Consider the following 26,055-nt stretch of genomic DNA (forward strand, 5'->3'; position numbering starts at 1 on the left):
TGTTGTCGCCGGCGGATACATTCGGGATCGAGAAATGTGTTACGTACTCCCGCTCTTTAGCGGGAGCGCCTGCGGGCCAGTGCATCCAGTCCGACCGCGAGCAGGATAATCACGCCGGTCAGAATCTGCTGGTACAGCGTGTCCAGGCCAAGAAGATTGAAGCCGTTGCCGATCATGGCCAGCAGAAGCACCCCGAGAACCGTTCGCCAGATGGCTCCCCGGCCACCGACAAGGGATGTCCCGCCGACAAGAATTGCCGCCCAGACGCTGGATTCTATCCCGGCATTCATGTTCGGCTGCGCCGCACCCGTCCGGCTTGCGACCAAGGCCGCGGCGAGCCCTGCCGCCAACCCTGAAAGCACGTAGGTGAAGATGATCACCCGGTTTGTCGAAATGCCCGACAACAGCGCGGCCTCGATGTTGGCGCCCGTGGCGCGGATGTGCCGTCCGATCGTCATCCAGTTCAGAATGAAACCACAGATCAGGGCAAAAGCGATGAGAATGTAGACGGAATAGTTGAAGCCCAAAAGCTTGTCTGTACCAAGCCGTTGAAAGGTCGCATCCGATACGGCAACCAGGAAACCACCGCTCAAAACAGTGGCGAACCCCTTGAAAACGATGGCGCTGGCGATCGTCGCTACGAAGTGGTTGATGCGGAATGTCGTTGTCAACACGCCATTGAACAAGCCCAGCGTACCGCCTGCGGCAATGCCCACGGCGATGCCGGTCGCTGGCCCGTGGCTGTTGGCAACGAGCGCTGCGGAAACGGCAGAGACGGCAAAAATCGAACCGACAGAAAGATCGAAGCCGCCGACGAGGATCACCAGGGTGCCGGCACAGGCCATCAACCCGATGGGGGCCCATTGATCGATGACGTTGCCGAGGTTGAGCCGTGTCAGGAAAACATCCGACGACAAGGCAAGCAGGATGAACAAGACGAGCGTAGCAAAAACGATGCCGTAATCTCTCAGTCCCTCCATCTTGAAACGACTGGTACCGGGCTTCATGGGTGCCCCTGTACCTCCCTGTTGCAATCCTGATTTCGAAGCGAGTGCGACGGTGGTGTTCATGCGACGGTCCTATTCCTTGAGTCCGCGGCTGTGCCAAACGCGGCCGCCAGTATTTGTTCCTGTGTTACTGTCTCCGCTTCGAATTCAGCGACGATCTGTCCTGATCGCATGGCAAGGACACGATCGGACAAGCCGATGACTTCCTCCAGTTCGCTTGAAATCAGAAGGACGGCCATGCCTTCCGCTGCGAGGTCGCGAATGAGCGCGTAGATTCCGTGCTTGGCGCCGACATCGACGCCGCGTGTAGGCTCGTCGGCGATCAGCAGCTTTGGCCCGCGAAAAAGCCATTTTGCAAAGAGCGCCTTCTGTTGGTTGCCCCCCGATAGACTTGAGATCGGCGCCTCTGCATTCGCGGCTCTGATATCGAGCTTTTTCATCAGGGCATCGACAGCTGAACGCTCGCGCTTGCGGCCCACGACGCCGGCCGTGGTTACGTCCGTAAGGTAGGCGAGAGAAATGTTCTCACGGATCGACCGTCCCATGAGAAGGCCTTCCGTCTTGCGGCTTTCCGGAAGAAAGGCAATGCCGGCATCGATGGCAGCAGCCGTTTGAGGTGCCACCAGCTGTCCTTCGATGCGGACTTCGCCTGAACTGCGCTTGTCGCGTCCAAAAATAGCGCGGGCGATCTCGCTGCGGCCGCTTCCTACAAGCCCTGCCAACCCGACGATTTCGCCGGCGCGGACATCCAGATTGATATCCTGGAGTAATGTCGGCGTACACAATCCCCGCACGGAGAGAATGACCTTGCTGCCGTCGATGGTGTTTTTGGGCGGGTATCGCAAATCGGAGGATCGCCCAAGCATGCCGCTCACAAGCGTTTCCGCCGTCTCGAGGGCTGCGGGCCCGCTGCGAATGAGCTGACCATCGCGCAGAATGCTGACGCTGTCGGCCAATTCCAGGACTTCATCCAGGAAATGCGACACGTAGATGATCGTCGTTCCCTTATCGCGCAGGGCTTTTACGAGCGCGCGCAGCCGTCGGGCTTCATCGATCGTCAGAGGTGCCGTCGGTTCGTCCATGACGATGACGTCGGCGCGTCTGGCGATAGAGCGAAGAATCTCGACCTTCTGCTGGTCTGCGATTGGCAGGTCCGCGACTTTTTGATCGGGGTCCATATGGAAGCCCGTCTCCTGGGTCAGCAGATGGAAGCGCCTTCTAAGCTCCTTGGTATGAACGATCCCGGCCGTGTGGATCTCGGAGCCAAGAAACACATTGTCCATGATCGATAGGGATGGTGCGAGGGATATCTCCTGCTCCAGCAGGGCGATGCCACCGCGCAATGCGTCGCGCGGTGATTTGAAACGGACGATCTGTCCGTTCAGAAGCAGGTTGCCCTCATCAAGCCGGCAAACCCCCGCAAGGACTTTCCCAAGGGTCGATTTGCCCGCTCCGTTTTCGCCCACCAGAGCGTGAACCTCCCCTCTTTTGACTTGAACGTCCACGCCTTTGAGAGCGGTAACCCCGCCAAACCGTTTCACTGCACCTTTGACGGCGACAATAATATCCTCGCTCATGGGCAGCTCGCCCGGGTACAGTCGCTCGCTGCGGCGTGCACAACGGTCAACGAACACTGGCCATGCAGCCTGGAAAACCGGAAAAGTCTGGCTTTATAGACAGAAGATTTTCGCGCTGTTTGATTCAATGTAGTCCTCCCCGTTGCCGCCGCATCACTTGCTGCGTTGCAGCGGCGACACTTATTTGTTCTTCTGATATTTCAAGCTATCTTTTTGTGCATCCCTGTCAACGTGTGTTTCTGTAAATATAGATATATATTTGTAAGTTTTATCTGAGTTAAGGTATGGAAAATCGATCGACATTTCCACAATTTCCAGAGATGTGTCATCTATGGGAAACCGGTTACGCCGCATACTGACGATAATATACTAAATTTCGGCGCGGATATTTGTGATCATATCTATGATATGTCGAAATTGTACCTTGATCGCGGTTTTGACGACGCGACGTCAAGCTGGAAAACAGATAGCATCAAGTTTTTCAGGTCTGCTTAGTTACGAAAATTTCGATCGTGACAATCCCAGGCGGCACGCAAGGCAGCGTTCTGGAAATCATTGGTTCACCCTCGTTTTTTATCCGTCATGCTCTCTTTAGTTGGAGCTGATCGTCATCATGCAATGAAGATGGCAGAATGCTTGTCCCAAATTTCACTACTGGCGTATTTTCCTGGAGCAACAGTTCTGCGCATTTTAAGAGAAGCAGGGAAGGGCTACAGCAAGGGGCTGCAGAGATGTACCGCCGTCTGACCCGCCTCGTGTTTCAGGCCACTCGGGCCTCCCCGATGAGAGAGTTCAGGAACATCGCAAACAGTTCCCGCTCTGCGGAGATATAGAGTTTGTCGTAGATCCGCTTGCGATGATTGCGAATGGTGCCGACGCCGATATCCAGAACTTCGGAGATTTTTTCGTTAGAATTGCCCCACAGAATAAGGCGTACCATCTCCCGTTCCCGTGGCGTCCAGACGACAGGCTCAAACTCGCTGATCGCCTTTTCGATGTCCAGTGGGGTCGCGACACTCTGGCTATGCTCGAATGTGATGACCTTGAGATTCCGGCCCCAAAGATCGGGAAAATCCATGCAATCGACGTGAAATGTTCCAAAATCCATTTTGGTCGATCGCCGCTCGCCTGTTGCACGCACGGTTTCGGCGGCTCGGGCAAAGCTGGGAAACTGCCGCTTGGCAGCACGCCATTGCTCGGATTCGTAGAGGGTTCGGTGGTTCATATCCAGGATCTGCACCGCAGCAGGCAATTGCAGCAACGAATCCTTCGCTGCCGGGGCTCCCAGCCAGGCCTGTGTCATCAGTGCCTTGATGTGGACCTCATGAAGCGACCGGATGATCGGATAGATCTCCTGCAACCGGACACTTTCCTCATGATTGAAGCGCTCCTCGCGCTCCAGAAACATCGTGATGCTGTTTCCACCATAGGCTGGCAGAAACATTGCGATCACGTCCATATCCCCGAGAAATGGCTTTAGGGCGGAATAGAAATCGTCCTTGGCCTGATGACTGGGAAGGTTTTCTGCCGTCACTACGCCGGGGGCCCGATAGCTGGTCCAGTACCGAAACCACGGGTCCATTTTATAGAAGCCGCCGTCGTAGAGCTTGTTGACCATGTCCAAATCCACAAGGGTCCGGATCTCCACGCGCTTGGCACAGTGAAGAAGAGCGGGTGGCGCAAAAGGCGAATAGCGGACCACCCATTCGACGTCCACCGGTACCTTGCTTTTGGCAAAATCGATCAGCTGGCGGTAGAAATCGGCTGTTGCAACGGCCTCAAGTGGCCCCTGGAGTTCTTCGTACATGCCCATCTCGATCTGGAGCCGATGCTCGGCGGCGTTGCAGGGGACTGACACATCTGCTCTAGCATAGCTGTGGCGACGAGCAGCGAACATTTCTATCCTCTTTCCCCGTGCTGTTCCCAGAGGATATATTCCTCGCGCGATTCGGCGGTTGCAGGATAAAGGCCGAGAATACTACGCCCTTTGACAACCTGCTCAGTCGCGAACGTCTCGTATCGCGTCATTCCAATGGCTTTTTCTGCAACTTCGCTGGCAAGGTGGGCTGGTATAACGATGATGCCGTCAGCGTCGCCGACGATAATGTCACCCGGATAGACGGCGACCCCGCCACACCCGATCGGTTGCTGGACGTCTACCGGCGAGAGGCAGATCGGTGTTGACCGCGCCGCGGGTGCCTGGTGAAAGGCGGGATAATCCAGCTGCCTGATATCGGGCGTGTCGCGAAATCCGCCGTCGGTGACGACACCGGCAACACCGCGCGCTTTTAACCGCGTGACCATGATGTCACCGGCAGAACCGGCCTCGGCTCGACGCCCGCTGTCGATGACCAGCACGCTCCCCGCCGGACATTCCTCTATCGCCCTGCGGTGGAGAAAGTCCGGGCGGGAATAGTTGGCCATGCTGTCCAGATCCTCCCGCGAGGGGATAAATCTGAGCGTATAAGCTTCCCCGACCACACGTGTCACATTGGGGTTGAGCGGCCGTACATCCTGCATGACGCAGTTGCGGAGCCCGTATTGAAAGAGACAGGTCGCCAGTGTGGCGACGCTGACCTGCCCAAGCCTTCGGCGGCTCTCTTCGTCAAGGCGCGACATGTGCCTCAACCTCTTGCAGGTGGCCGATGGCCTCTATTTCGATCAGGATTTCAGGCTTGGCGAGCGAACTCACTTCGACGAGTGAACAGGCCGGGAAGTTGCCGCTGAAAAACTCCTTTCGCGCCCGCCAGACATGGGCGCGCTGATCGATCCGCGTGACAAATATCGTCAACTTGACGATGTCGGCCATCTGCCCGCCTGCGGCTTCGATAAGTCCCTTGATTTTTGAAAGTACGGCTTTCGTCTGTTCGTACTCGTTGTCACCGCTGACCGCTTCGGGATCGGTCAGCGAGCGGGCGGTCATTCCTGAAATATAGACAACATTGTTGGCGACCAGGCAGTTGGACCAGAGATCGGCGGCCGGTTCCGGTGCCAGCGGAGATGTCACGCGACGGAAATTCATGGGGTACCCTCATTAAACGCGTATCTTGGGTGGTTGGTCAGACGGTGCCGTTTTCGGAAACTTTTGCGAGAAAACCCTGAATGGTATCATCGCGGTGAAATACCGGCTTCTCGTAGTAATGCGGGCCGTCATAGACCTCGAGCAGAACAGACTTCTTGCGGGCTATGGTCGGGCCGTGCGGGTGATCCTTGGGGTTCATGTAGAAATCGCCCGGGCGTAGCGTCAGATCGCTGCTCGTGTAGGCGTACTCCCCCTCCAGACAATACATGAACTGGTTGGAGGCGTGAGAATGCTTGATCGGCACCCCGCCGCCTTCATTGAATTCCAAAAGGGCAATGGATGCGCCGGTGCTTTCGTTCTTGTAGAGAAAATACTGGCGAAAACCGTAGTCCGGGAAATCCAGCCATTTGGCTTCATCGATCTTGGCGGCTTGTAGCAAAACTTCGAGAGTCATGTTTGCGTCCTCAGCTGTTTGATGGAGCAGCGGCAGCGCCGCTGCTCGTGATAAGCGGTTGCGCTGTCAGGCAAAGAACTGTGGTGGAGGGGCCATGCCCCACTGGGTCGTTTCTTCCGCTCCGCCGACGAAACGTGTCGGCTGATACTCATCATTGATGATGTCGGAATCGGTATAATGCTCGATGCGGTTGCCGAAGGGGTCGGTCCAGTAGTCATAGATCAGGCTGCCGAGGTAGTGGCGTCCGACGCCGGCGTCGAGCGACCAGTCGCGTGTGCGCAGAAATTCGTGGGCAGCGAAGACGGCGTCCATATCGAGCACCTCGAAGGAGGCGTGATGGCAGCCGGCATTGATCGATTCATTGACCAGGATGCAGTGATGCTCGACGAAGTCTGCCCCATGATCCATGCGGAGAAATGCGCCGACCACTTTCGGCTCAGGGTCTCCCGGTATGCAGATATAGTCGGATGCGGCCATTTCGAGATGCTTGAGGAACCAGGCCGTTTCCGCGGCTCCATCCTCGACCCACAGGGCGCAATGGCCAAGGCGGAGGACCGGTGTCGCCTCTGCTCGCTGGCGCACGGGGCGGTTCTTGCGCGGTTGAGTATCGGAAATGTTCAACGGAAATGTCTGGCGGGTCTGCAATGCCGCTACGGGAGCAATGCCGTGGACAAGGTCAATGACCTGCTTGCCGGGGCTGACCAGCCGGACACGCTCGCCGCCGCCCGGTGCGTTCAATTTTTCAATCTTGGAAGCGCCGGCGATTGCCGAGGCAACTTCAAGATCGCCCCGGGTCTGAACTTGGAATGCAAGCGAGATATATTCAGGTTTCGCTCTTTTCTCTGCAACATAGAGGTAGGGATCAGTACCGGCGCCCCGCATGTAGAGGACATCATTCGTCTTGTGGCTGGTTTGGAGGCCAAAGTCTGTCAGGAAACTTTCAAGCTTGTTCAGATCGTCAACCGCATAAGTCACATAAGCCAGGTGTTTCAGCTTGACGCGCGTCATTCTTATCTCCTGCCATCGAGGCGTTAAATGCACAAAAAAGTTACATGATATTTCACGAATGATGGCACTGATGTTCCACCGGTAGCCCGATGAAATTAGGCCAACGAAAATCCGGGCACTTGTCGAAAATGAGACTAGCGACTTGTTTTTCTGCGTTGCTGTTTGTGCGGTGAAGACAACCGGACACGGAGCGTGCGATGAGTGATTTCGATGTAATTATTGCCGGCGGTAGCCACAACGGTCTCGCCTGCGCCAGCATGCTTGCCGTGAAAGGCCTCAAGGTACTTGTGCTTGAAAAGAACGAGTGGGTGGGAGGTGGAGCCGTAACGCAGGAGATCGTCGCGCCGGGGTTCAAACATGATCTCTTCAGTTCTTCTCATATTTTCATCCACATGAACCCCGATTTCAACCAGCACCTGCGGCCTGAACTGGAAAAGTTCGGCCTGAAGTATCTCTGGGGTGAAGACAAGATAACCGGCCATCCGTTTGCCGATGGGCCGGGCGTTGTGGTCTACAAGGATGTTGAGAGGACCTGCGACAGCATCGCGCAGTATAGCAGGGCGGATGCTGCCACCTACCGCAAGATCGTCGACGACTTCGCCGAGATCCGGGACGGGTTCATCCGGGGAGTCTTTTCACCGCCAAACCTCCCGAGCCTGCAGCCCGCCGCAATGGAACGCAGCCCGGAAGGGCTTCGCCGATTGAGAGAATTCAATCTCAGTGCCAGGGCTTTTGTCGAAGAGAAGTTCGAGAATGATGCGATCCGCGCGCTGATCCTCGGATGGTCGCTTGCGCCTCACACTCGCCCGGATCAGGAAGGAATGGGGGCTGGATTCTACGTCATGGTGCCATCGGTTCATCATTACGGGCAAGCCATTCCGGAAGGTGGAAGCCAGCAACTGCCTCTGTCGATGTGCCGGCTGATTGAATCCCGCGGCGGCATGATCGTCACCGGCGCAGACATTGCAAAGTTCATCATCTCGGACGGCAGATGCAAAGGCGTGCGCACGGCTGATGGCAACGATTATATCGCCAAGCATGGCGTCGTCACGGCCCTTGATCCAACCCAGACATTCCTGCGCCTGATCGACGAAGAGCATCTGACCGAGAACTTCAGAACCGCGGTCAGGCATTTCAGCTATTCAGACCACGGCATTGCGCGCATTCACCTGGCACTCAACGAACGGCCGCAATTCCGTGAAGAGAGCCTGGATGGCATCGCCTTTCATCGCTTCTTCGGCAGCGTCGACAAGATCAGGCATCAGTTTGCCGAAATCGAACTGGGGGAACTGCCGAGTGAGCCGAACCTGGTCTATGTCAACTGGACCATTCGCGACCCGAGCCGGGCACCGGCCGGCAAACATACCCTGTCGCTCGACACGGTCGTGCCGTCAAAGCTGCGATCGGGAAAGAAATGGGATGATGTGAAGGAGGCCTTTGGCGAGACGATGCTGAACGAGGTCCGCAAACATGTCACCAACCTCGACAGCGGCAATATCATCAACTCTGTCGTCCATACGCCCGAGGATCTCTTCCGCTACAATCGCTCGTTTGTGAATGGCAGCCCGACCGGCGGCGAGCGAACGCTCGCGCAATGGGGGGCTTTCCGCCCCTTCCCAGGCTATTCCCAGTACAAGTCCCCGATCAGGGGTCTCTATATGACAGGCCCGCATTGTCACCCCGGCAACGGGATTTCGGCGATGGGAACGATTACTGCCAATGTCCTGCTCAAGGATCTGGGAGTGTAGCTGGAAACTTTGACGTCAGCGATCTGATCCGGCCGCCATGGCATGGATCGCGTTTTGAACGGGTGGCGGCACGACCGGGATCGGCCGCCCACCCGCGTATTCTGTCCAACCGGTGTTGGTGAACAGCTTCCGGTTGGACGCTGTTCTTAGTTGATTGTTAGAACGAGGCCTTCAACTGCCCGCCGATATTCCAGTCGGGCTTGTCCTGCTCGCGGAATGTCGCAGACACGGATGTCTCGACCTTCCAGATTTCGTCGATCTTCCAGCCGACCCGGCCCCCCAGTGTTGCGAAGTCCTGGTCGTCGGCCGTGCCGGTGACATCGCCGACCCAATCCACCGAGGCTTTGGCGCCGTTCCTGCCCGCAAACGTCCGGCCAATGGCACCTGCAACGGTATAGTCCAGTTGCCCGCCGGTATCGTGGCTCCAGGCGATTTCGGCGCTCACGGTGTCGGCCTCGGAGCGGCCGCCCTTCACGGTTGCCGCAAAGACATTGGCGCCGGTTCCCGCTTCACGATAACCATCAAGATCCAGCCAGGACCGGGTGAACCGGGCAGAAAAGGCGATTTCATTGGCATCGTCGGGGGCATAGATTGCCCCGATACGTCCATAGGCACTGAACAGCGACCCGGACGCTGTCCCACCAGCAAAGACCATGTCGGTCATGTTCAAATAGCTGCGCGACAGGTTGGCCGATACCTTGGGCGAGCCCCAGGCGCCGGCCTCGCCGAATGCACGCCATTGCGCCTCCGCCGTGGTGTAACGCGCCGCACCGGCCAACAGAACAAGTGTATCGATGGAAACGCCGGTCCTGTTTGGGTTTACAACCGCTGCGCCACCGAGAAAGCTCACGCCATTTCCGGCGTTCCAGCGTCCGTTGAAACCGGCGGCGGCGTCGGAGCTCCCAAATGCGCTGAGGTAATTGCCGCTGTCAAACCGTTGCGATTGCCCAAGCAAATTTTGCGCGGTGTCCATCAGGTCAAGGACGATCGATTGCCTCTGGCGCGCCAGTTGGTCCGCCGAGTTCGTTACCGACTGTGCCGTCGTAAAACCCACCCGGGCGAAATCGATGGAATCGAGAAAAAGACCGGCCTCGGGGTCCGTCACATTCAAGGATCCCGTTGCACCGACGATAACCGCCAGTTCCAGCGTATCCGAGCCGGACACTCCGACCCGATTGCCGACGGAGACATCATCGTCGAGCGGGCCGGTGATCTGGTGGTTCAGAACGGTCTTGCCGTCCTGCTGCGTCACGATAGAGGCAGCCTGCCCGTCCTGTGTGGTGACAAAACCACGATAATCGACCTGATAGACCGTGTATCCGCCCGGATTGGTAACAGGAACGCTTAAGTTGCAGGTGCTTGTTGCGCGCGACGTTCCGGAACCGCCGCCCGCTGTTGCGGAGAAATCATCGAACAGGACGCTGGTCGCATTGCCATCCGGCGAATGGACGCTCGAAAAAGTGCCGTCAGCGCAGCCGTTCGCAGCATGCGCCGGTCCGGTGGCGGCGCTCAGCACTGCAAAGGCAAACAAGTTCACGGGTAGGTAAACTGGGGAACGCATGACAACTAACCCTCATAAAGAACAAGGGGCAGCATACTGGGGCTGCCCCGATCCGCTTCGATGTTAGCGGCAGGTGCGCCACTGAAGCTGGTAGACAATGGCAGCCTTGACGTCCTGCGTATCCACCGTTGCCATGGCTTCCTGATTTTTCGTGGTGTTGACGCGAATGCTGGAGTTCGTCCGCAAGTTCACATCCTCGCCGCAGGCCGACCAGATCAGTGAATTCGCCACGAGCTTGTTGGTAATGAGGTAGTCCTTCTCCTTTGGACCGGTGAACGTCTGGGTGAAGGCCGGGCCGCGGGCGCCGGCGAAGAAGTATTCGACGTTGAATTGCGAGCGTGCACCGCGCGGCAACTGATTGAAACCGCGATAGTCGATCGCCAGTACCGAGACGCTGCGTCCCTGCGGAACGTGGACTGGAATAGCGACATTGCAGGTCTTGCGATCAAACGATTTGCCTGTCTCGCCGCCGGCTTCCACGACATAGTTGTCAAACAGCAGGCTCAGGGCTTTGCCATCCGGGCTCAAAGTCGCCGATACGCTGTCGGAAGGGCAGCCGCTGCCGCCATAGCCTGGAATACCGAGCGAAATGTCGTCCGCATAAGCCGTAGAGGCAACGAAAAGGGATGCGAGTAAAATACCGATAGCCTTCATGTGATTTCCTCGGTGTTAAAAAAGCGAAGCGGCTGCTTCGCTTGAGAAATAGAGCCGCTGATCTGAACCTTCGATGAGCACTTCGTTCATCTGAAAGTCATCCAGCAAAGGCCCATGTGTAGGAAGGCTGGATTAATAAACTTTTAATCAAACACGACGGAAAAGGCGCGGTTGGAAGGCAAGATTGTGGCCGGGTGTTTTCGTCCGGTAGCGATCGTTCGCCTCACGGTTCAGCCGGGGTTCATTCATTCTGGCCTACTCTTGTCGAAATGCACAAAAGCAGGCGGAAGGCCCCGGGATGCGAAAAGCAACGACGATCTTCAGAGCTTTCGCCATAGCCGCAACGATTGGCTTGGTGACCACGAGCTGCTCGACAGCCAAGCCGGTCGGGATCGAAAGGTCTCATGCGCCTTCAGCGCAATTGTTGGAACACCAGCGCAAACAAAAGATCAGGTTTGAGGAAGGCCACTACAAACGGCTGTATCGCCCAAAAATCTGTCGCGATCGTGTAAACTGCGGAGCTTGAGCAGGCATCAACGCACGCGGTCGTAGGCGGCGGTATGGGTGCCCAAAGCCCAGCTTGGGGGACAGGATGTAGCCGGTGGCATCAGGCAAAGCGGCACCCTGGTGCCACCCTGCCTGTTGCAATCGCGATTCTACCTGTGCGTTTCGATCAGGAATTGCCCTTGCGGCTCGTCTCGAAGAGGAACCAGACGCGCTGTTCTGTTTCGTCTATCCAGTTTTCCAAGACGCTTGTGCCGGCGACATCGCCATGTTCGTCGCAAAGTGCGCGCGTTTCGCGCATGCTTGCCAGAAGGTCGGCATTATCGTCGCGCAACTCAGCCAGCATATCCTGCGGATCGACGTAATCGGCATCATTGTCTGCAATCCGCTGCAGCTTGCCGATATGGCCGATCGAGCGCAGCGTCGTGCCGCCGATCTTGCGGACGCGTTCTGCGAGCGGATCGGTCATGGCCAGAATCTGAGCTGCCTGATCGTCGAAGAGCAGGTGATAGTCGCGGAAATGCGGACCCGACATATGCCAGTGGAAGTTTTTCGTCTTCAGATAGAGGGCGAACACATCGGCGAGCAAGGCTCTCATCGCGGCGGAGATATCCCGGGTCGCGTCTTCCGAAAGGCCTGACGGCGTTCTCAGGGGGGCCATACGGCGCGTACGCGGTGTCTTCTCGGTCATGGCTGGTTTCTCCTTGTTTCGGATTCGAGAGGCTTGTTCAGCGGAGGCGTTGAGAAAGCGGATCGGTGGCGGTAATTAATCTCTCCAAAGGCGGTTTGAGAAAATCGTCCTGTCTGCGCCAGCCATTGTCTGGCAAAACGAGAAATTCCAGGTCGAGAGGTTCCGGCAGCGAGGCGAGCGAGTCGCGGAGGTGTTCGGGTTCGCTAGCGGCGGTTTTCATGGCCTTGTCCCGGTGCATTCATGCCTGGATTGTCTCAACCTTATATAGGCGCGGCTCCTGTTCTTGCAGGGGGGCTTGTAGGATTTTCCGCTTTCCGTCGCCGACTGCCGAGCGGGCACTGATCTGCAGCTTTTCTCAACTCTGCGTCAGAGAGCTACCCTTGCCTGCACTCGATCAGGCTGCCGTGCCACCGGATACGAACCGCGGGCTTGCGGGCATCGCTGCGGTGAAGCAGGATTGATGGCCCTCGCCGGCCTCCTCGCTCAGTCACGATTTCGACAGCGTGCCGAGCCTGCCAGCGCATCATCGCGCAAACTGCGGCTGCACAAGAACCCGAGCGCCGTCGCATAGCTGTTTTCAAAGGGAATAGGCTGACACGCACGCACTTTCGGGTTCCTGGAATGTGGTCACATACGGGATTCAGGATGGATGGGATCGATCATCAACTTGTGGAAATTGTAATCACCCCATGCGCTCGGAGGCATAGGATCCCGGGCTTGCCGGAAACACCACGGTGCGATTGCCGTTGATGAAGGTGCGGTGGTGGATATGGGCGTGCACGGCGCGCGCCAGAACCTGGCTCTCGACATCGCGGCCGATCGAGACATAGTCCTCGGCCGACTGCGCATGGGTGATGCGGGCGATGTCCTGCTCGATGATCGGGCCTTCGTCGAGATCGGCGGTAACGTAATGCGCGGTGGCACCAATCAGCTTCACGCCGCGCTCATAGGCTTGCTTGTAGGGGTTGGCGCCCTTGAAGGACGGCAGGAACGAATGGTGGATGTTGATGATCTGCCCCGACATCTTCTGGCAGATGGCATCCGACAGGATCTGCATGTAGCGGGCAAGCACGATCAACTCGGTGCCGGTCTGCTCGACCACGTCCATCATCCGGGCTTCCGCCTGCGCCTTGTTGGCCTTGGTCACCGGGATATGATGGAACGGGATGTCGTGATTGACGACTACCTTCTGGTAATCGAAATGGTTGGAGACCACACCGACGATGTCGATCGGCAAAGCGCCGATCTTCCAGCGGTAGAGCAGATCGTTGAGGCAATGGCCGAAACGCGACACCATCAAAAGCACCTTCATCCGGTGCTCGGAATCACGGATATCGGCGTCCATGCCAAACCGCGTCTTCACCGCCTCGAACCCGGCCTTCAGCTTCTCAAGTGCAGCACCTTCCTGGCTGATGAAAGTCAGCCGCATGAAGAACAGGCCGGTTTCCATGTCGTCGAACTGCGAACTGTCGGTGATGTAACAGCCTTCGTCGGCCAGATAGCCGGTAATCGCCGCGACAATGCCACGGGTGGATTTGCACGATACGGTCAGAACGTAGTGTCGCATTGTCAATCTTGCTTTCGTTGAATGTTTCACGCCGGGCGGTGTTGCGGATTTTCTGGATGCGATATGGCGGATGCTACTGGGGCGGCCAACAGCAGGTACCGGCACCCTGTCTGCCGGGATGAGCGCCCGCGGCGTTAAGCCATCGACTGCAGGAACGCTTCCAGTTCCACCGGATCGATGCCCACCAAATGGGATTTGGCGGGATAGGCACCGGATTTCACATCGGCCACATATTCGGAGAAGGCGGCGATCCGCTCTTGCTGCAGCCTCTCGTACTCAGCGGCAAAGTTGCGATAGATCTTTGCGTGACGGGGGACATGCCCCTTGTTGGCACCGAGCACATCGTCGGCAAAGAGATATTGCGCATCGCAACCGGTGCCTGCGCCCATTGACAGCATCAGCATCGATGTGCGTTCACTGATTGCCGCTGCGACTTCGCCCGGAACGACCTCGATCTCTGCCGCAAATGCCCCTGCCTCTTCGAGTGCCTTGGTCTGGCGCCATATCTCCAGCGCACCGAGCGACGTCTTGCCAACAGCGCGAAAACCACCGGTCCAGGTGGCCTTGGACGGGATAAGCCCGACATGGCCGCAGACGGGGATGCCCTCGTCTCGCATGCGGCGCACCGTCTGAAGACCTGCTGCGCAATAAACGGCATCGCCGCCCGCTTTCAATGCCTGAAACGCGGCGCGGATATATTCATCCGCTGTTACAAGGTCACCATATTCCAGGCCGGGAAAGGCAAAGACGGAAGGGGCCGCCTCCCGAAAAGCCGCGCCGAGCAATGACGGCGGCACGGAGACGAGGTCTACCCCAGCCCTTTCCGCGGCATCTGCTTCCTTCAGTGTTTCGACGCGCAGCATGCTCAGCTGACGCTTTCCCTTTATCGACAGAAGATCGGCGACAGTCGGGCGGCGGTGTCTCATGACATGTTTCTCCATTGCCACGCGCGATAAAGACGCTGCCGTGGCTCGTTTATGTTGCTATGTGCTGCGCTTAAGCCGTCAGCAGTGTCTTCAGTTTGATCGCCGGCGTAGCAAGTGCTGCTGGATCAGGATGGATCCCGGCCGCAATCATCATCTCGGCCAAGCGGATATCGCGGGCGACGGCGTTGCCGGGACCGATGCCGCTGGCGGCGATCAGGCGGCCACCGGCGTCGAGATGGAAGAGGATGAAGGCGCCATCGGCGACCTCGCGCCGGACAGTCTGCGCCGCCCCATCTGCAATGCCAGCGATCTGCAATGTCAGGTCGTATTGATCCGACCAGAACCACGGGACTGCGGTGATAGCTTCGTCTGCACCCAGGAGATTGGCGGCAGCAAGCTGGCCCTGTTCCTGCGCGTTGCGCCAGGCCTCCAGCCGCAGCCGGCGTCCTGCGTAATGCGCCAGCGGGAAAGAACAACAATCACCGGCAGCAAAGATGTCCGGTGCGGATGTTCTCAAATGGGTATCGACGGCGATACCGTTGTCGATTGCAAGCCCGGCATCGCGGGCAAGTTCAACATTCGGTATGGCCCCGATCCCGACGACAATCAGGTCGGCATCAAGCGCGCCGCCATCCTCGAAAAGAACGCTTACGCCCTCCCGGCTTTCCTGCAAGCTCCGGATTTTTGCGCCGCAGTGAATCTCTACACCCTCCGCCTTATGCCGTTCCGCAACCACGGCGGCCAGCTCTTCAGGGACGCCGCGGCTGAGGATACGGGGCAGACCTTCGACCAGCGTCACGCGGGCGCCCAGTTTGCGCGCGGCCGCAGCCAATTCCAGCCCGATGAATCCACCGCCGATGATCGCGAGATGCCTGCCGGGCTGAAGCGCGGCGCGGATCGCGACGGCATCGCCATGGGTTCGCAGCGTCCGGATGCGCTGACAGGCACCGGACAGGCCGGGAAATGGCCGCGGCCGCGCGCCGGTCGTCAGAAGCAACTGATCGTAAGGCTGGCTGCGGCCGTCAGACAGCCGCACCACCTTCGCCGCCGGATCGATGCTTTCGGCGCTGATACCAGTCAAAACAGTGATGCCGGCAGCCTCATAACGCTCGGCCTCCGACACCAGTTTCGGGGCGTGGCCTTGCAGCAAGGCATCCTTCGAGAGAGGCGGGCGCTCGTAAGGAAGATGGTCTTCTGCGCCGATAAGCATGATCTTCCCGGCAAAACCCTTTTCCCGCAGGGCAAAGGCAGCCCTTGCGCCGCATTCCCCCGCGCCGATGATGACAATCTGCGTCATGACCCTATCCCTTAGCCCAAGGAAACGAAGACGCTGCCATCCTCGACCTTGACCGGGTAGGTCTTGAGATCGACGCAGACAGGGGCACCCTTGGCTTCGCCGGTCATGTAGCTGAAGCGGCCATTGTGCTTTGGACATTCGATGATGTCGTCCATCACCAGCCCATCGGCGAGATGGACCTTTTCATGCGTGCAGAGCCCGTCGGTCGCAAAGAACCGGTCGTCCGGGCTGCGGTACACCGCAAACGTTTTGCCGTCATGATCGAAGCGGATGACGTCCTCTTCATCAATCTCGTCGGTTGCGCAGACTTCCACCCAATTGCTCATCGTTTCCTCCATCTAGTTCTGTTTTCGGGCACCGCTCTATTCGGCGGCAATTGACTCGGCGTGAAACTCTTCACGGTAGGGCTTCGCGGTCGGCGGCAGTTCGCGTTTGAGAAAGTAATCCTCATTCTTCAACTGCCGCAGAAAGGCCGGGATCATTTCGCGGTAGCCTTCGAGCATGGATCTGTTCGGGGCGGGCAGGTCGTGCTTGATCATGTCATGCAGCTGCGGGAGCGCATGATAGGGCACCATCGGGAACATGTGATGCTCAACATGATAGTTCATGTTCCAATACACAAACCGGCTGAACGGGTTCATGTAGACGCTACGGCTGTTGAGACGATGATCAATGACGTTGTCGGCAAGGCCGCCGTGCTGCAGAAGCCCCGTCAGCACGTGATGCCATGCGCCATAGAGCCGTGGCAGGCCGATCAGTATCAGCGGCAATATCGAGCCGAGGTAAATGGCCATCGCCACCGTGGCGGCATAGATCAGAACCCAGATACGGGCAACACGGATGACGCGCGGCTGCTCCTGTTCGGGAACGAAGGTTTTTTCGGCAGCACTGATAATGCCGGCCGCGTTGCGGACCATATCGATCATTGCGTAGCTGGCATCGAGCAAGCCAAAGAAGTTGAGGACCAGCCGGAACAGGTCCGGCGGGCGCATGACGGCAATTTCCGGATCGCGGCCGACGATGACTGTATCGGTGTGGTGCCGCGTATGGCTCCAGCGCCATGTCACCGGATTACGCATGATCATGAAACAGGCAATCTGATAGACTGCGTCGTTCATCCAGCGCGTCTTGAAGGCGGTACCGTGCCCGCATTCGTGCCAGCGCGAATCCGAGGCCGACCCGTACATCACGCCGTAGATCAGGAAGAACGGCACGCACCACCAGGAGCCCCAGAAATAGGCCCCAAGCGCACCGGTGATAACCATGCTGCCAAGCCAGATTGCCGTGTCGCGGATGGCCGGACCATCCTCGCGCTTCATCAGCTCTTTCATCTGCTTGCGCGGGATGTCGGTGTGATACCATTCCGCGGCTGCCAGTCCGCTGTCGACGGCGGCCTGAGCATCACGCCCGAGGAGGCTGTAATCACGTTTCGTCGCAGTCTTGTCCATTCTGTCCTCCTCCGCTTGCCGCTGGTTCTCGTCCTTGAATGGAGGATAGGTTGACTTTGAATGCAGCTCAATGCAGCCTTGATGTATTCTATCAAAACACATCATTCATCGCATGATTGAATGATGGCTTCCATCAGGAGCGATTATGAGCGGGCGTCCGACCATTACAGATCTTGCCCAGGCCGCGGGCGTCAGCGTCGCGACCGTCGACCGGGTATTGAACGGCCGCCACAAGGTAAGGGAAGAGACGGCGCGGCGGGTCTACGATGCGGCAAAATCGATCGGCTACCATGCTGTCAGCCTGCTGCGGCAGCGGGTTTTCGAGGACCTGCCGCAATACAGGCTCGGCTTTATCCTGCAAAAGCCAAACCAGTACTTCTATCAGTCGATGGCTAAGGAGATCGAGAATGCGGCGTTTTCGGCGCCCGGAGTCCGCATTATCCCGCAGATCGATTTCAACATGAGTGCTACGCCCGCAGCTTTGGTGGAAAAGCTCAAAGCTGTTGCCGCGCGCAACCAGGCCATTGCCCTCGTTAGCCCCGACTATCCCGCGGTCACGGCGGCTATAGAGGAATTGAGGGAAAAAGGCATCCCGGTTTTCTCGCTTCTTTCGGACTTCGCCGCGGGTGCACGAGAGGGTTATGTTGGCCTCAATAATCGCACCGTCGGCCGCACAGCCGCGTGGATGATTGCCAAGGCCGCGAAGAAACCGGGGAAGGTTGCAACTTTCATCGGAAGCCATCGGTTTCATGGTCACGAATTGCGTGAAATCGGTTTCCGCTCGTATTTTCGCGAGAATGCGCCTGATTTCGAGGTTCTCGACACAATGGTCAATCTCGATACGGAGGAGATCACGCACGAGGCAACGATCAACCTCTTGCAGCGCCATCCAGACCTGATCGGGTTCTATGTCTGCGGCGGCGGCATGGAGGGCGCGATCTCGGCCCTTGCCGAAGAAAAGATGGCAGGTAAGCTGCTGGTCGTTGTGAATGAACTGACCCCGGAATCAAGAATGGCGCTGGCTGAAGATCTCGTGACCATGGCAGTCGCAACGCCCGTCGCGCATCTGACCCGGGAATTGGTGGGGCAGATGGTCGCCGCCATTGATCGTGGTATCGGAGGCGTTCCGGGCCAGACATTTTTGCCGTTCGATATTTTCACCCCGGAAAACATCTGAGCAGGCCGCCTTCGAAATGAGAGTATTCTCTCACGCGGTTTTTGTATTCTTTCACCAATGAGAGACAGATAACGGCTTCGGCTTTGACTGTGTCTCAATAAGCTGATGATCCTCACGCGCTCAGGGAGTGGGCTTTCCCCTTCCCGCGAATTCATGTGCAGGAGGAACAGCACCTATGACGACCCTTTCATTCGCGCTCAATCATATGACTGCCCCGGCCTTGTCGCCGGATGCATTTTTTGCTCTGGCAAAATCGCTCGGCATGTCGGCGGTTGAAATCCGCAATGATCTCGACGGCAACGCGATTATCGACGGTACACCGGCTGCCGAAATAAAGGCGCTCGCCGAAAAACATAGCTTGACCATCGTTTCGATCAACGCGCTGCAGCGGTTCAACCAATGGAACGGCGACCGCGCCCGCGAAGCACAGGAACTCATCACTTATGCCCGCGATTGCGGAGCGGAGGCGCTGGTTCTCGTGCCGCTCAACGACGGCAGTGGTCAGGGCGACGGCGAGCGCCAAGCCAACCTGAGACAGGCGTTAACCGCGCTGACGCCAATGCTGGAAGACGCCGGTATCATCGGTCTCGTCGAGCCGCTTGGCTTTGAAATCTGCTCGTTGCGTTCCAAAACCGAAGCCGTAGAGGCTATTCAGGCCGTCTCAGGTGGGAGTCGGTTCAAAATCGTGCATGACACGTTCCACCATCACTTGGCAGGGGAAGAAAAATTCCATCCGGAAATGACCGGTCTGGTTCACATTTCCGGCGTTGCCGATCCCGGCATTTCCGTCAACGGCATGCGCGACCCGCACCGCATTCTTGTGGATGCCAATGACCGCCTGGACAATGCCGGCCAAATCCGGACGCTGCGAGAAAGCGGCTATGCCGGGCCATTTTCTTTCGAGCCCTTTTCGCCCGATGTGCATCAATCAGCCGATATCAGAGCGGCGATCCGCGAAAGCATGGCATTTCTTGAAGCCACGGCCTGACGGAACGGGCGTTCCATCCGGCATTTTTGCACGAATGTCAGTTGGAACGCCCTTGACGATGGAATTATAAAATGGAATAGTTGTTCCGTATTAACAAACTGTCGGTTTGTTTATTCTGTTTTGACGCAGAGCTGCCCGGGAGAGGCGGCCTACGGGAATTGGGTGCCACCGCGAATGGGGTGCCTCCGGCTTGTGGAGGGTGGTCGCCGGTCACCGTTTTGTGGAGGAACTACAACATGAAGAAAATGATTATGGGCGCAGCCTTGGCTGCGATGATGTCGACTGCGGCACATGCCGAAACTGTTGGTGTTTCGATGGCGCTGTTCGACGACAACTTCCTGACCGTTCTGCGCAACGGCATGCAGGATTATGCCAAGACGCTCGACGGCGTCACGCTGCAGGTTGAAGACGCGCAGAACGACGTTGCCAAGCAGCAGAGCCAGATCCAGAACTTCATCGCAGCCGGCGTCGATGCCATCGTTGTCAACCCGGTCGACACCGACGCGACTGCCGCCATGTCAAAGATCGCAGCCGATGCCGGCATTCCGCTGGTTTACGTCAACCGCGAGCCGATCAACATCGACACGCTCCCGGAAAAGCAGGCTTTCGTTGCATCCAATGAAGCTGAATCCGGCACGCTCGAAACCCAGGAAGTCTGCAAGCTGCTCGGCGGCAAGGGCAAGGCCGTCGTCATGATGGGCGAGCTTTCAAACCAGGCGGCCCGCATGCGCACCAAGGACGTCCATGACGTTCTCGCCACCGACGCCTGCAAGGGCATCACCATCGTTGAAGAGCAGACCGCCAACTGGTCGCGTACGCAGGGTGCAGACTTGATGACCAACTGGCTTTCTGCCGGTTTGGAATTTGACGCCGTCATCGCCAACAACGACGAAATGGCCATTGGCGCGATTCAGGCACTGAAGGCTGCCGGCCGGCCGATGGACAAGGTCGTGATCGGCGGCGTTGATGCGACGCAGGATGCGCTTGCCGCCATGGCAGCCGGTGATCTGGATGTCACCGTGTTCCAGAACGCTGCTGGCCAGGGCAAGGGCGCGCTCGATGCGGCTCTGAAGTTTGCGCGGGGCGAAACGGTCGAAAAGAAGGTCTACATTCCTTTCGAATTGGTAACGCCGGCCAACCTCAAGGACTATCAGGCAAAGAACTGAACCTGAACACCGGGGCGCGCTCATCCGCGCCCCGGATTGCCCGGTTTCGTTGACGTTGGTGCGATGCGCCTCCAGCGGACCGTGAGGTGACCTTGCTGCCTGAGGGCGCAGGTCCCAGCCAAACAGGCGACAGGGAGGCATCATTAAAATGGTCAGTCCGACAACAATGGCAGCCGTACGCGCCAGTGGCGCCGTACCAAAAGCCGAATATCTGCTTGCAGTCGAAGGGGTGCGCAAGGAATTTCCCGGCGTTGTGGCCCTGGATGACGTATCGTTCCGTCTGAAGCGCGGCACCGTGCATGCGCTGATGGGTGAAAACGGCGCCGGCAAATCGACGCTGATGAAAATCCTTGCCGGCATCTATACGCCCGACAAGGGCGAAGTTAAATTCAAGGGCGTCGATATCCGGCTGAAATCGCCGCTGGATGCGCTCGAAAACGGCATCGCCATGATCCATCAGGAACTGAACCTGATGCCATTCATGACCGTAGCAGAGAATATCTGGATCCGGCGCGAGCCGCTCACCCGGCTCGGGTTCGTCGATCATGGCGAAATGAACCGCAAGACCGCAGACCTCTTCAAGCGTCTGAACATTGCCCTCGATCCGCAGGCGGAAGTACGCGATCTTTCCATCGCCAATCGCCAGATGGTCGAGATCGCCAAGGCGGTATCCTACGAATCCGACGTGTTGATCATGGATGAGCCGACCTCGGCGCTGACCGAGCGCGAAGTCGCCCACCTCTTCACCATCATCCGTGATCTGCGCAGCCAGGGCATCGGCATCGTCTACATCACCCACAAGATGAACGAGCTGTTCGAGATCGCCGACGAGTTCTCGGTGTTCCGCGACGGCAAATATATCGGCACACATGCCTCTACCGACGTGACCCGCGACGATATCATCAAGATGATGGTCGGCCGCGAGATCACCCAGATGTTCCCGAAGGAAGAAGTACCGATCGGCGACGTCGTTCTGTCGGTGAAAGACCTCTGTCTGAAAGACGTCTTCCACGATGTTTCGTTCGATGTGCGCGCCGGCGAAATCCTTGGCGTTGCCGGCCTTGTCGGTTCCGGCCGCTCGAATGTGGCCGAAACTTTGTTCGGCGTCACGCCAGCAAGCTCGGGATCGATCGCAATCAACGGCAAGCCTGTCACGATCGGTTCGCCGACAGAGGCGATCCGCAACCGGATGGCTTTCCTGACCGAAGACCGCAAGGATACCGGCTGCCTGCTTATCTTGGATATCCTGGAAAACATGCAGATCGCGGTGCTGCAAGACAAGTTCGTCAAGATGGGCTTCGTCGATCAGAAGGCCGTGTCGGCAAAATGCGAGGAGATGGCCCGCAAGCTGCGGGTGAAAACACCAAACCTGCAGGAGCGTATCGAAAACCTCTCAGGCGGCAACCAGCAGAAGGCGCTGATCGGCCGCTGGCTGTTGACCAACCCGCGCATCCTGATCCTCGACGAGCCGACACGCGGCATCGATGTCGGCGCCAAGGCGGAAATCCACCGTCTGGTGACAGAACTCGCCCGCGACGGCGTCGCCGTCATCATGATCTCGTCGGAAATGCCGGAGGTTCTGGGCATGAGCGACCGCGTCATGGTGATGCACGAAGGCCGGGTCACGGGTTTCCTCGACCGGGCGGAAGCGACCCAGGTCAAGGTCATGGAACTTGCAGCGCAGTGATGGCGCGCTTTTAAAAAATACCATCCGGGAGGACAGGACATGAGCACCAAGATAGAAGCCTCGGCCGCCACGGCGGTGCCAAGCGCGAGCAAGCGGCGCATCCCGCCGGAATTCAACATTTTCCTGGTTCTGGTCGGCATTGCGTTGGTCTACGAGATCCTCGGCTGGATCTTCATCGGCCAAAGCTTCCTGATGAACTCGCAGCGCCTGACGATCATGATCCTGCAGGTGGCCGTTATCGGTATCATTGCAGTCGGCGTCACGCAGGTGATCATCACCGGCGGCATTGACCTTTCCTCCGGCTCGGTGGTCGGCGTCACGGCGATGATTGCCGCTAGCGTGGCGCAGGCATCGACATGGCCTCGTGCACTCTATCCTGCATTGACCGACCTTCCGGCCATCGTCCCGATCGGCCTTGGGCTCTGTATCGGCCTGCTTGCGGGTCTGATCAACGGCTGGCTGATCGCCAAGACGAAGATTCCGCCGTTCATTGCGACCTTGGGCATGATGGTCTCCGCACGTGGCCTGTCGAAATGGTACACCAAGGGGCAGCCGGTTTCCGGCCTGACCGACCAGTTCAACTTCATCGGCACGGGCATCTGGCCGGTCATCGTCTTCCTTGTCGTCGCCCTCATCTTCCATATCGCCCTTCGCTACACCCGCTATGGCAAGTTCACCTATGCGATCGGCGCCAATGTTCAGGCCGCCCGCGTCTCCGGCATCAATGTCGAGGCACATCTGATCAAGGTCTATGCCATCGCCGGCATGCTGGCTGGTCTCGCCGGTGTCGTCACCGCTGCCCGTGCGCAAACGGCACAGGCCGGCATGGGTGTCATGTACGAACTGGATGCGATCGCCGCCACAGTCATCGGCGGCACATCGCTTGCCGGTGGCGTCGGACGGATCACCGGCACGGTCATCGGCACGGTCATCCTCGGTGTGATGACCTCCGGCTTCACGTTCCTGCGGGTGGACGCCTACTACCAGGAAATCGTCAAAGGCATGATCATCGTCGCAGCCGTCGTGGTCGATGTTTACAGACAGAAGAAGCGCAAGACAGTCTGACGGACTGCAGGATAGCTGGCGAGGATAAGTGTCATGAAACCATTGGGCGTCGGCTTGATCGGTACGGGATATATGGGCAAGTGCCATGCACTGGCCTGGAATGCGGTAAAAGCGGTCTTCGGCGATGTGCCTCGTCCACGGCTGGTGCATCTGGCAGAAGCCAATGCCGAACTTGCCACCGCGCGCGCCGATGAGTTCGGCTTTGAAAAGGCAACGGCTAACTGGCGCCGGCTTATCGACGATCCGGATGTCGATGTCGTCTCCGTCACCACCCCGAACCAGTTCCATGCCGAGATGGCCATTGCGGCCCTCGGAGCCGGCAAACATGTCTGGTGCGAAAAGCCGATGTCGCCGACATTTCCGGATGCGCAACGCATGCTGAAAGCCGTCGAGGCTTCCGGCAAAATTGCAATCATGGGCTACAACTATATCCAGAATCCCATCCTTCGGCATATGAAGACACTGATCGAGGATGGCGCGATCGGTGCCGTCAACCACGTCCGTGTCGAGATGGACGAGGATTTCATGGCTGATCCCGAAGCGCCCTTCTACTGGAAAAGCGAACGGTCGGCAGGCTATGGTGCGCTGGACGATTTCGCGGTGCATCCTCTCTCGCTGCTCTGGTATCTTTTCGGCCATGTCCGTTCGGTCGTTACCGACATGGCGAAGCCCTATGCCGACCGTCCCTTGAAGGATGGTGGCCGCAGGGCGGTGGAAAACCACGATGGCGCCAGTATCCTGATGCGGCTCGAGCACGGCATCTCGGCCGTACTGATGGCAAACCGCGCCGCGTGGGGCCGCAAAGGCCGTATCGCTCTGCAGATTTACGGCTCCAAGGGTTCTATACTCTACGATCAGGAGCGCATGAACGAGTTCGAACTCTACCAGACCGGCGGCAACACCACCGAACAGGGCTTTCGCCGGGTCCTGACTGCGCCTTCCCATGCACCCTATGGCCAATTCATCCCGGCACCCGGCCATGGTCTCGGTTTCAATGACCTGAAGATCATCGAGTGCCACGAACTGATCCGCGCGATCGCGGGTGAGCCTTTTTCAGCGATCGATTTCAAACAGGGCTTGCGTATCGAGAAGACCGTCCATGCCATGGCACGATCGTTTGATGAGAAGGCCTGGATCGAGGTCGACAAGGTAGAAATCGGCGCTTCGCTGTAGGAAGAGATGCGCGTCATTCTTCGGTAGCGTGCTGACACCAGATCGCCGGCTTGCCTTTGCTGAGGCCTGAAACTGCGGACGGTCTGTGTGATGGCTTTCCAGTGCCGGGTGGATAGTTGGGAGAGGCGGCCGCAGCCAGCTCTCCCTCGGCCACCACGTTTGGAGGGTGATAGTGGCCAGTCGCTTTGTGAGGGAAAGGAACGGTGAACCGTGATCAATAATGGATCACGGACCGAATAGATTTTCCCTCATGCATCAGATCGAAAGCGTCATTGATGGCATCGAGGCCCATGGTATGGGTCACGAAGGCTGCCAGCTCTATGTCTCCGTTCATTGCGTCTTCCACCATTGAGGGCAGCTGGGTGCGGCCTTTAACCCCGCCAAATGCGGTGCCTTTCCAAGTGCGTCCGGTCACAAGCTGAAAGGGCCGGGTGGAGATTTCCTGGCCAGCGCCCGCAACACCGACAACGACCGACTGCCCCCAGCCCCGGTGAGCGCATTCCAGGGCTGCACGCATGACGCTGACATTGCCGATGCATTCAAAGGAATGATCGACACCCCATCCGGTCATCTCGACAATGACGTCCTGAATAGGTTTTTCATGGTCTTTCGGATTGATGCACTCCGTGGCGCCAAAGCTTCCGGCAAGCTCGAATTTCGAAGGGTTGGTATCAATGGCAATGATGCGTCCTGCCTGCGCCTGCCTTGCGCCTTGGATGACGGCAAGGCCGATGCCGCCCAGACCGAACACGGCAACGCTATCCCCCTTTTGCACTTTGGCAGTGTTGTGGACGGCGCCGATGCCGGTAGTGACGCCGCAACCTAACAGGCAGACGTGCTCGGGATTGGCTTCAGGATTGATCTTTGCCAGGGAGACCTCGGCAACCACGGTGTATTCGCTAAACGTCGAGCAGCCCATGTAGTGATAAATCGGCTGACCTTTATAGGAAAAGCGCGTGGTGCCATCCGGCATCAATCCCTTGCCCTGGGTCGCCCGCACCGCGACGCAGAGATTGGTTTTGCCCGATCTGCAAAACAGACATTCGCGGCATTCGGCCGTATAGAGCGGAATGACGTGGTCTCCGGGCTGAACGCTGGTGACCCCATCCCCGATTTCCACGACGATACCGGCACCTTCATGCCCGAGAACGACCGGAAAAATGCCTTCAGGGTCGGCTCCCGAGAGCGTGAAAGCATCGGTGTGGCAGACCCCTGTATGGGTAATCCTGACCAGAACCTCCCCTTTCTGCGGCGGAGCGACATCCAGTTCGACGATTTCCAGGGGCTTGCCCGGAGCGAAAGCGACGGCAGCACGTGATTTCATAGTATTCCTCA

General features: G+C 58.0%; 24 protein-coding genes. 7 read left to right on the plus strand and 17 right to left on the minus strand.

Annotated elements, in window-relative coordinates; all coding sequences use genetic code 11:
- Positions 1-56: 56 nt before the first annotated feature.
- The 7 genes from ACSQ3J_RS22245 to ACSQ3J_RS22275 all read right to left on the minus strand — a co-directional run bounded on the left by ACSQ3J_RS22245 (position 57) and on the right by ACSQ3J_RS22275 (position 7,068).
- Complete coding sequence (locus tag ACSQ3J_RS22245) at positions 57-1,070, minus strand: ABC transporter permease (RefSeq protein WP_436040317.1); 1,014 nt, start codon at positions 1,068-1,070, stop codon at positions 57-59.
- On the minus strand, positions 1,067-2,584 hold the full coding sequence (locus tag ACSQ3J_RS22250) for a sugar ABC transporter ATP-binding protein (RefSeq protein WP_436040319.1): 1,518 nt from the start codon (positions 2,582-2,584) through the stop codon (positions 1,067-1,069). The genes ACSQ3J_RS22245 and ACSQ3J_RS22250 overlap by 4 nt, the downstream gene beginning before the upstream one ends.
- 760 nt (positions 2,585-3,344) lie before the next feature.
- Positions 3,345-4,286, minus strand: coding sequence for a helix-turn-helix transcriptional regulator (locus tag ACSQ3J_RS22255; RefSeq protein ID WP_436040321.1), 942 nt, complete (start codon positions 4,284-4,286; stop codon positions 3,345-3,347).
- 197 nt (positions 4,287-4,483) lie between these two features.
- A complete protein-coding gene (locus ACSQ3J_RS22260; RefSeq protein WP_060502409.1) occupies positions 4,484-5,203 on the minus strand; it encodes a ribonuclease activity regulator RraA in 720 nt (239 codons plus the stop codon).
- On the minus strand, positions 5,190-5,606 hold the full coding sequence (locus tag ACSQ3J_RS22265) for a RidA family protein (RefSeq protein WP_060502408.1): 417 nt from the start codon (positions 5,604-5,606) through the stop codon (positions 5,190-5,192). Before ACSQ3J_RS22265 ends, ACSQ3J_RS22260 begins: the two co-directional genes overlap by 14 nt.
- Before the next feature lie 37 nt (positions 5,607-5,643).
- Positions 5,644-6,060, minus strand: coding sequence for a cupin domain-containing protein (locus ACSQ3J_RS22270; RefSeq protein WP_060502407.1), 417 nt, complete (start codon positions 6,058-6,060; stop codon positions 5,644-5,646).
- A 66-nt stretch (positions 6,061-6,126) separates the two neighbouring features.
- Positions 6,127-7,068 (minus strand): VOC family protein, encoded by a 942-nt coding sequence (locus ACSQ3J_RS22275; RefSeq protein WP_060502406.1) that lies wholly within the window; start codon positions 7,066-7,068, stop codon positions 6,127-6,129.
- Between the two features lie 197 nt (positions 7,069-7,265).
- On the opposite strand from ACSQ3J_RS22275, the gene ACSQ3J_RS22280 reads away from it, so the two are divergent.
- The gene (locus ACSQ3J_RS22280) at positions 7,266-8,816 is read left to right on the plus strand and encodes a phytoene desaturase family protein (RefSeq protein WP_060502405.1); all 1,551 of its coding nucleotides are present in this window, start codon (positions 7,266-7,268) and stop codon (positions 8,814-8,816) included.
- A gap of 157 nt (positions 8,817-8,973) precedes the next feature.
- Here the strand turns inward: ACSQ3J_RS22280 and ACSQ3J_RS22285 are convergent, their stop codons facing one another.
- The 9 genes from ACSQ3J_RS22285 to ACSQ3J_RS22325 form a co-directional block, all read right to left on the minus strand.
- Positions 8,974-10,377, minus strand: a complete 1,404-nt coding sequence (locus tag ACSQ3J_RS22285; RefSeq protein WP_082562850.1) for a DUF4360 domain-containing protein — start codon at positions 10,375-10,377, stop codon at positions 8,974-8,976.
- 63 nt (positions 10,378-10,440) lie between these two features.
- Positions 10,441-11,031, minus strand: a complete 591-nt coding sequence (locus ACSQ3J_RS22290) for a DUF4360 domain-containing protein (protein ID WP_060502403.1) — start codon at positions 11,029-11,031, stop codon at positions 10,441-10,443.
- A 673-nt stretch (positions 11,032-11,704) separates the two neighbouring features.
- Positions 11,705-12,226: a Dps family protein gene (locus tag ACSQ3J_RS22295; protein ID WP_060502402.1), complete on the minus strand. Its 522-nt coding sequence runs from the start codon at positions 12,224-12,226 to the stop codon at positions 11,705-11,707.
- A 37-nt stretch (positions 12,227-12,263) separates the two neighbouring features.
- The gene (locus ACSQ3J_RS22300) at positions 12,264-12,446 is read right to left on the minus strand and encodes a hypothetical protein (protein ID WP_156393915.1); all 183 of its coding nucleotides are present in this window, start codon (positions 12,444-12,446) and stop codon (positions 12,264-12,266) included.
- 462 nt (positions 12,447-12,908) lie between these two features.
- Positions 12,909-13,793, minus strand: coding sequence for a formyltetrahydrofolate deformylase (purU, locus tag ACSQ3J_RS22305; RefSeq protein ID WP_060641751.1), 885 nt, complete (start codon positions 13,791-13,793; stop codon positions 12,909-12,911).
- 134 nt (positions 13,794-13,927) lie between these two features.
- Positions 13,928-14,719, minus strand: coding sequence for a 3-methyl-2-oxobutanoate hydroxymethyltransferase (locus tag ACSQ3J_RS22310; RefSeq protein ID WP_060502400.1), 792 nt, complete (start codon positions 14,717-14,719; stop codon positions 13,928-13,930).
- Positions 14,720-14,789: 70 nt separating this feature from the next.
- Positions 14,790-16,016: an NAD(P)/FAD-dependent oxidoreductase gene (locus ACSQ3J_RS22315; protein ID WP_060502399.1), complete on the minus strand. Its 1,227-nt coding sequence runs from the start codon at positions 16,014-16,016 to the stop codon at positions 14,790-14,792.
- Between the two features lie 11 nt (positions 16,017-16,027).
- Entirely contained in the window at positions 16,028-16,342 is a 315-nt protein-coding gene (locus ACSQ3J_RS22320) for a MocE family 2Fe-2S type ferredoxin (RefSeq protein ID WP_060502449.1), read from the minus strand.
- A 36-nt stretch (positions 16,343-16,378) separates the two neighbouring features.
- A complete protein-coding gene (locus ACSQ3J_RS22325; RefSeq protein ID WP_060502398.1) occupies positions 16,379-17,464 on the minus strand; it encodes a fatty acid desaturase family protein in 1,086 nt (361 codons plus the stop codon).
- A gap of 145 nt (positions 17,465-17,609) precedes the next feature.
- On the opposite strand from ACSQ3J_RS22325, the gene ACSQ3J_RS22330 reads away from it, so the two are divergent.
- The 6 genes from ACSQ3J_RS22330 (at position 17,610) to ACSQ3J_RS22355 (ending at position 24,720) form a co-directional block, all read left to right on the plus strand.
- Positions 17,610-18,641 carry a LacI family DNA-binding transcriptional regulator gene (locus ACSQ3J_RS22330; protein WP_060502397.1) on the plus strand — a complete coding sequence of 344 codons (1,032 nt, stop codon included), beginning with the start codon at positions 17,610-17,612 and terminating at the stop codon, positions 18,639-18,641.
- A 175-nt stretch (positions 18,642-18,816) separates the two neighbouring features.
- Positions 18,817-19,629 carry a TIM barrel protein gene (locus tag ACSQ3J_RS22335; protein WP_060502396.1) on the plus strand — a complete coding sequence of 271 codons (813 nt, stop codon included), beginning with the start codon at positions 18,817-18,819 and terminating at the stop codon, positions 19,627-19,629.
- Between the two features lie 236 nt (positions 19,630-19,865).
- The gene (locus ACSQ3J_RS22340) at positions 19,866-20,795 is read left to right on the plus strand and encodes a sugar ABC transporter substrate-binding protein (RefSeq protein ID WP_037103482.1); all 930 of its coding nucleotides are present in this window, start codon (positions 19,866-19,868) and stop codon (positions 20,793-20,795) included.
- 148 nt (positions 20,796-20,943) lie between these two features.
- Positions 20,944-22,482, plus strand: a complete 1,539-nt coding sequence (locus ACSQ3J_RS22345; protein ID WP_060502395.1) for a sugar ABC transporter ATP-binding protein — start codon at positions 20,944-20,946, stop codon at positions 22,480-22,482.
- A 39-nt stretch (positions 22,483-22,521) separates the two neighbouring features.
- A complete protein-coding gene (locus tag ACSQ3J_RS22350; protein WP_060502394.1) occupies positions 22,522-23,547 on the plus strand; it encodes an ABC transporter permease in 1,026 nt (341 codons plus the stop codon).
- A gap of 33 nt (positions 23,548-23,580) precedes the next feature.
- Positions 23,581-24,720: a Gfo/Idh/MocA family protein gene (locus ACSQ3J_RS22355; protein WP_060502393.1), complete on the plus strand. Its 1,140-nt coding sequence runs from the start codon at positions 23,581-23,583 to the stop codon at positions 24,718-24,720.
- Between the two features lie 214 nt (positions 24,721-24,934).
- Here ACSQ3J_RS22355 and ACSQ3J_RS22360 read toward each other — a convergent pair whose 3' ends face one another.
- Positions 24,935-26,044 carry an S-(hydroxymethyl)glutathione dehydrogenase/class III alcohol dehydrogenase gene (locus ACSQ3J_RS22360; protein ID WP_060502392.1) on the minus strand — a complete coding sequence of 370 codons (1,110 nt, stop codon included), beginning with the start codon at positions 26,042-26,044 and terminating at the stop codon, positions 24,935-24,937.
- Between the last annotated feature and the right edge of the window lie 11 nt (positions 26,045-26,055).

It is taken from the genome of Rhizobium sp. LjRoot98, from assembly GCF_964252935.1.
GTDB lineage: Bacteria > Pseudomonadota > Alphaproteobacteria > Rhizobiales > Rhizobiaceae > Pararhizobium.

Bases quoted from the DNA above. Each gene is read 5' to 3' on its own strand.
- ACSQ3J_RS22245 (WP_436040317.1), bottom strand. From the start codon at position 1,070: ATGAACACCACCGTCGCACTCGCTTCGAAATCAGGATTGCAACAGGGA.
- ACSQ3J_RS22250 (WP_436040319.1), bottom strand. From the start codon at position 2,584: ATGAGCGAGGATATTATTGTCGCCGTCAAAGGTGCAGTGAAACGGTTT.
- ACSQ3J_RS22260 (WP_060502409.1), bottom strand. From the start codon at position 5,203: ATGTCGCGCCTTGACGAAGAGAGCCGCCGAAGGCTTGGGCAGGTCAGC.
- ACSQ3J_RS22265 (WP_060502408.1), bottom strand. From the start codon at position 5,606: ATGAATTTCCGTCGCGTGACATCTCCGCTGGCACCGGAACCGGCCGCC.
- ACSQ3J_RS22270 (WP_060502407.1), bottom strand. From the start codon at position 6,060: ATGACTCTCGAAGTTTTGCTACAAGCCGCCAAGATCGATGAAGCCAAA.
- ACSQ3J_RS22275 (WP_060502406.1), bottom strand. From the start codon at position 7,068: ATGACGCGCGTCAAGCTGAAACACCTGGCTTATGTGACTTATGCGGTT.
- ACSQ3J_RS22280 (WP_060502405.1), top strand. From the start codon at position 7,266: ATGAGTGATTTCGATGTAATTATTGCCGGCGGTAGCCACAACGGTCTC.
- ACSQ3J_RS22285 (WP_082562850.1), bottom strand. From the start codon at position 10,377: ATGCGTTCCCCAGTTTACCTACCCGTGAACTTGTTTGCCTTTGCAGTG.
- ACSQ3J_RS22290 (WP_060502403.1), bottom strand. From the start codon at position 11,031: ATGAAGGCTATCGGTATTTTACTCGCATCCCTTTTCGTTGCCTCTACG.
- ACSQ3J_RS22295 (WP_060502402.1), bottom strand. From the start codon at position 12,226: ATGACCGAGAAGACACCGCGTACGCGCCGTATGGCCCCCCTGAGAACG.
- ACSQ3J_RS22300 (WP_156393915.1), bottom strand. From the start codon at position 12,446: ATGAAAACCGCCGCTAGCGAACCCGAACACCTCCGCGACTCGCTCGCC.
- purU (WP_060641751.1), bottom strand. From the start codon at position 13,793: ATGCGACACTACGTTCTGACCGTATCGTGCAAATCCACCCGTGGCATT.
- ACSQ3J_RS22310 (WP_060502400.1), bottom strand. From the start codon at position 14,719: ATGAGACACCGCCGCCCGACTGTCGCCGATCTTCTGTCGATAAAGGGA.
- ACSQ3J_RS22315 (WP_060502399.1), bottom strand. From the start codon at position 16,016: ATGACGCAGATTGTCATCATCGGCGCGGGGGAATGCGGCGCAAGGGCT.
- ACSQ3J_RS22320 (WP_060502449.1), bottom strand. From the start codon at position 16,342: ATGAGCAATTGGGTGGAAGTCTGCGCAACCGACGAGATTGATGAAGAG.
- ACSQ3J_RS22325 (WP_060502398.1), bottom strand. From the start codon at position 17,464: ATGGACAAGACTGCGACGAAACGTGATTACAGCCTCCTCGGGCGTGAT.
- ACSQ3J_RS22330 (WP_060502397.1), top strand. From the start codon at position 17,610: ATGAGCGGGCGTCCGACCATTACAGATCTTGCCCAGGCCGCGGGCGTC.
- ACSQ3J_RS22335 (WP_060502396.1), top strand. From the start codon at position 18,817: ATGACGACCCTTTCATTCGCGCTCAATCATATGACTGCCCCGGCCTTG.
- ACSQ3J_RS22340 (WP_037103482.1), top strand. From the start codon at position 19,866: ATGAAGAAAATGATTATGGGCGCAGCCTTGGCTGCGATGATGTCGACT.
- ACSQ3J_RS22345 (WP_060502395.1), top strand. From the start codon at position 20,944: ATGGTCAGTCCGACAACAATGGCAGCCGTACGCGCCAGTGGCGCCGTA.
- ACSQ3J_RS22350 (WP_060502394.1), top strand. From the start codon at position 22,522: ATGAGCACCAAGATAGAAGCCTCGGCCGCCACGGCGGTGCCAAGCGCG.
- ACSQ3J_RS22355 (WP_060502393.1), top strand. From the start codon at position 23,581: ATGAAACCATTGGGCGTCGGCTTGATCGGTACGGGATATATGGGCAAG.
- ACSQ3J_RS22360 (WP_060502392.1), bottom strand. From the start codon at position 26,044: ATGAAATCACGTGCTGCCGTCGCTTTCGCTCCGGGCAAGCCCCTGGAA.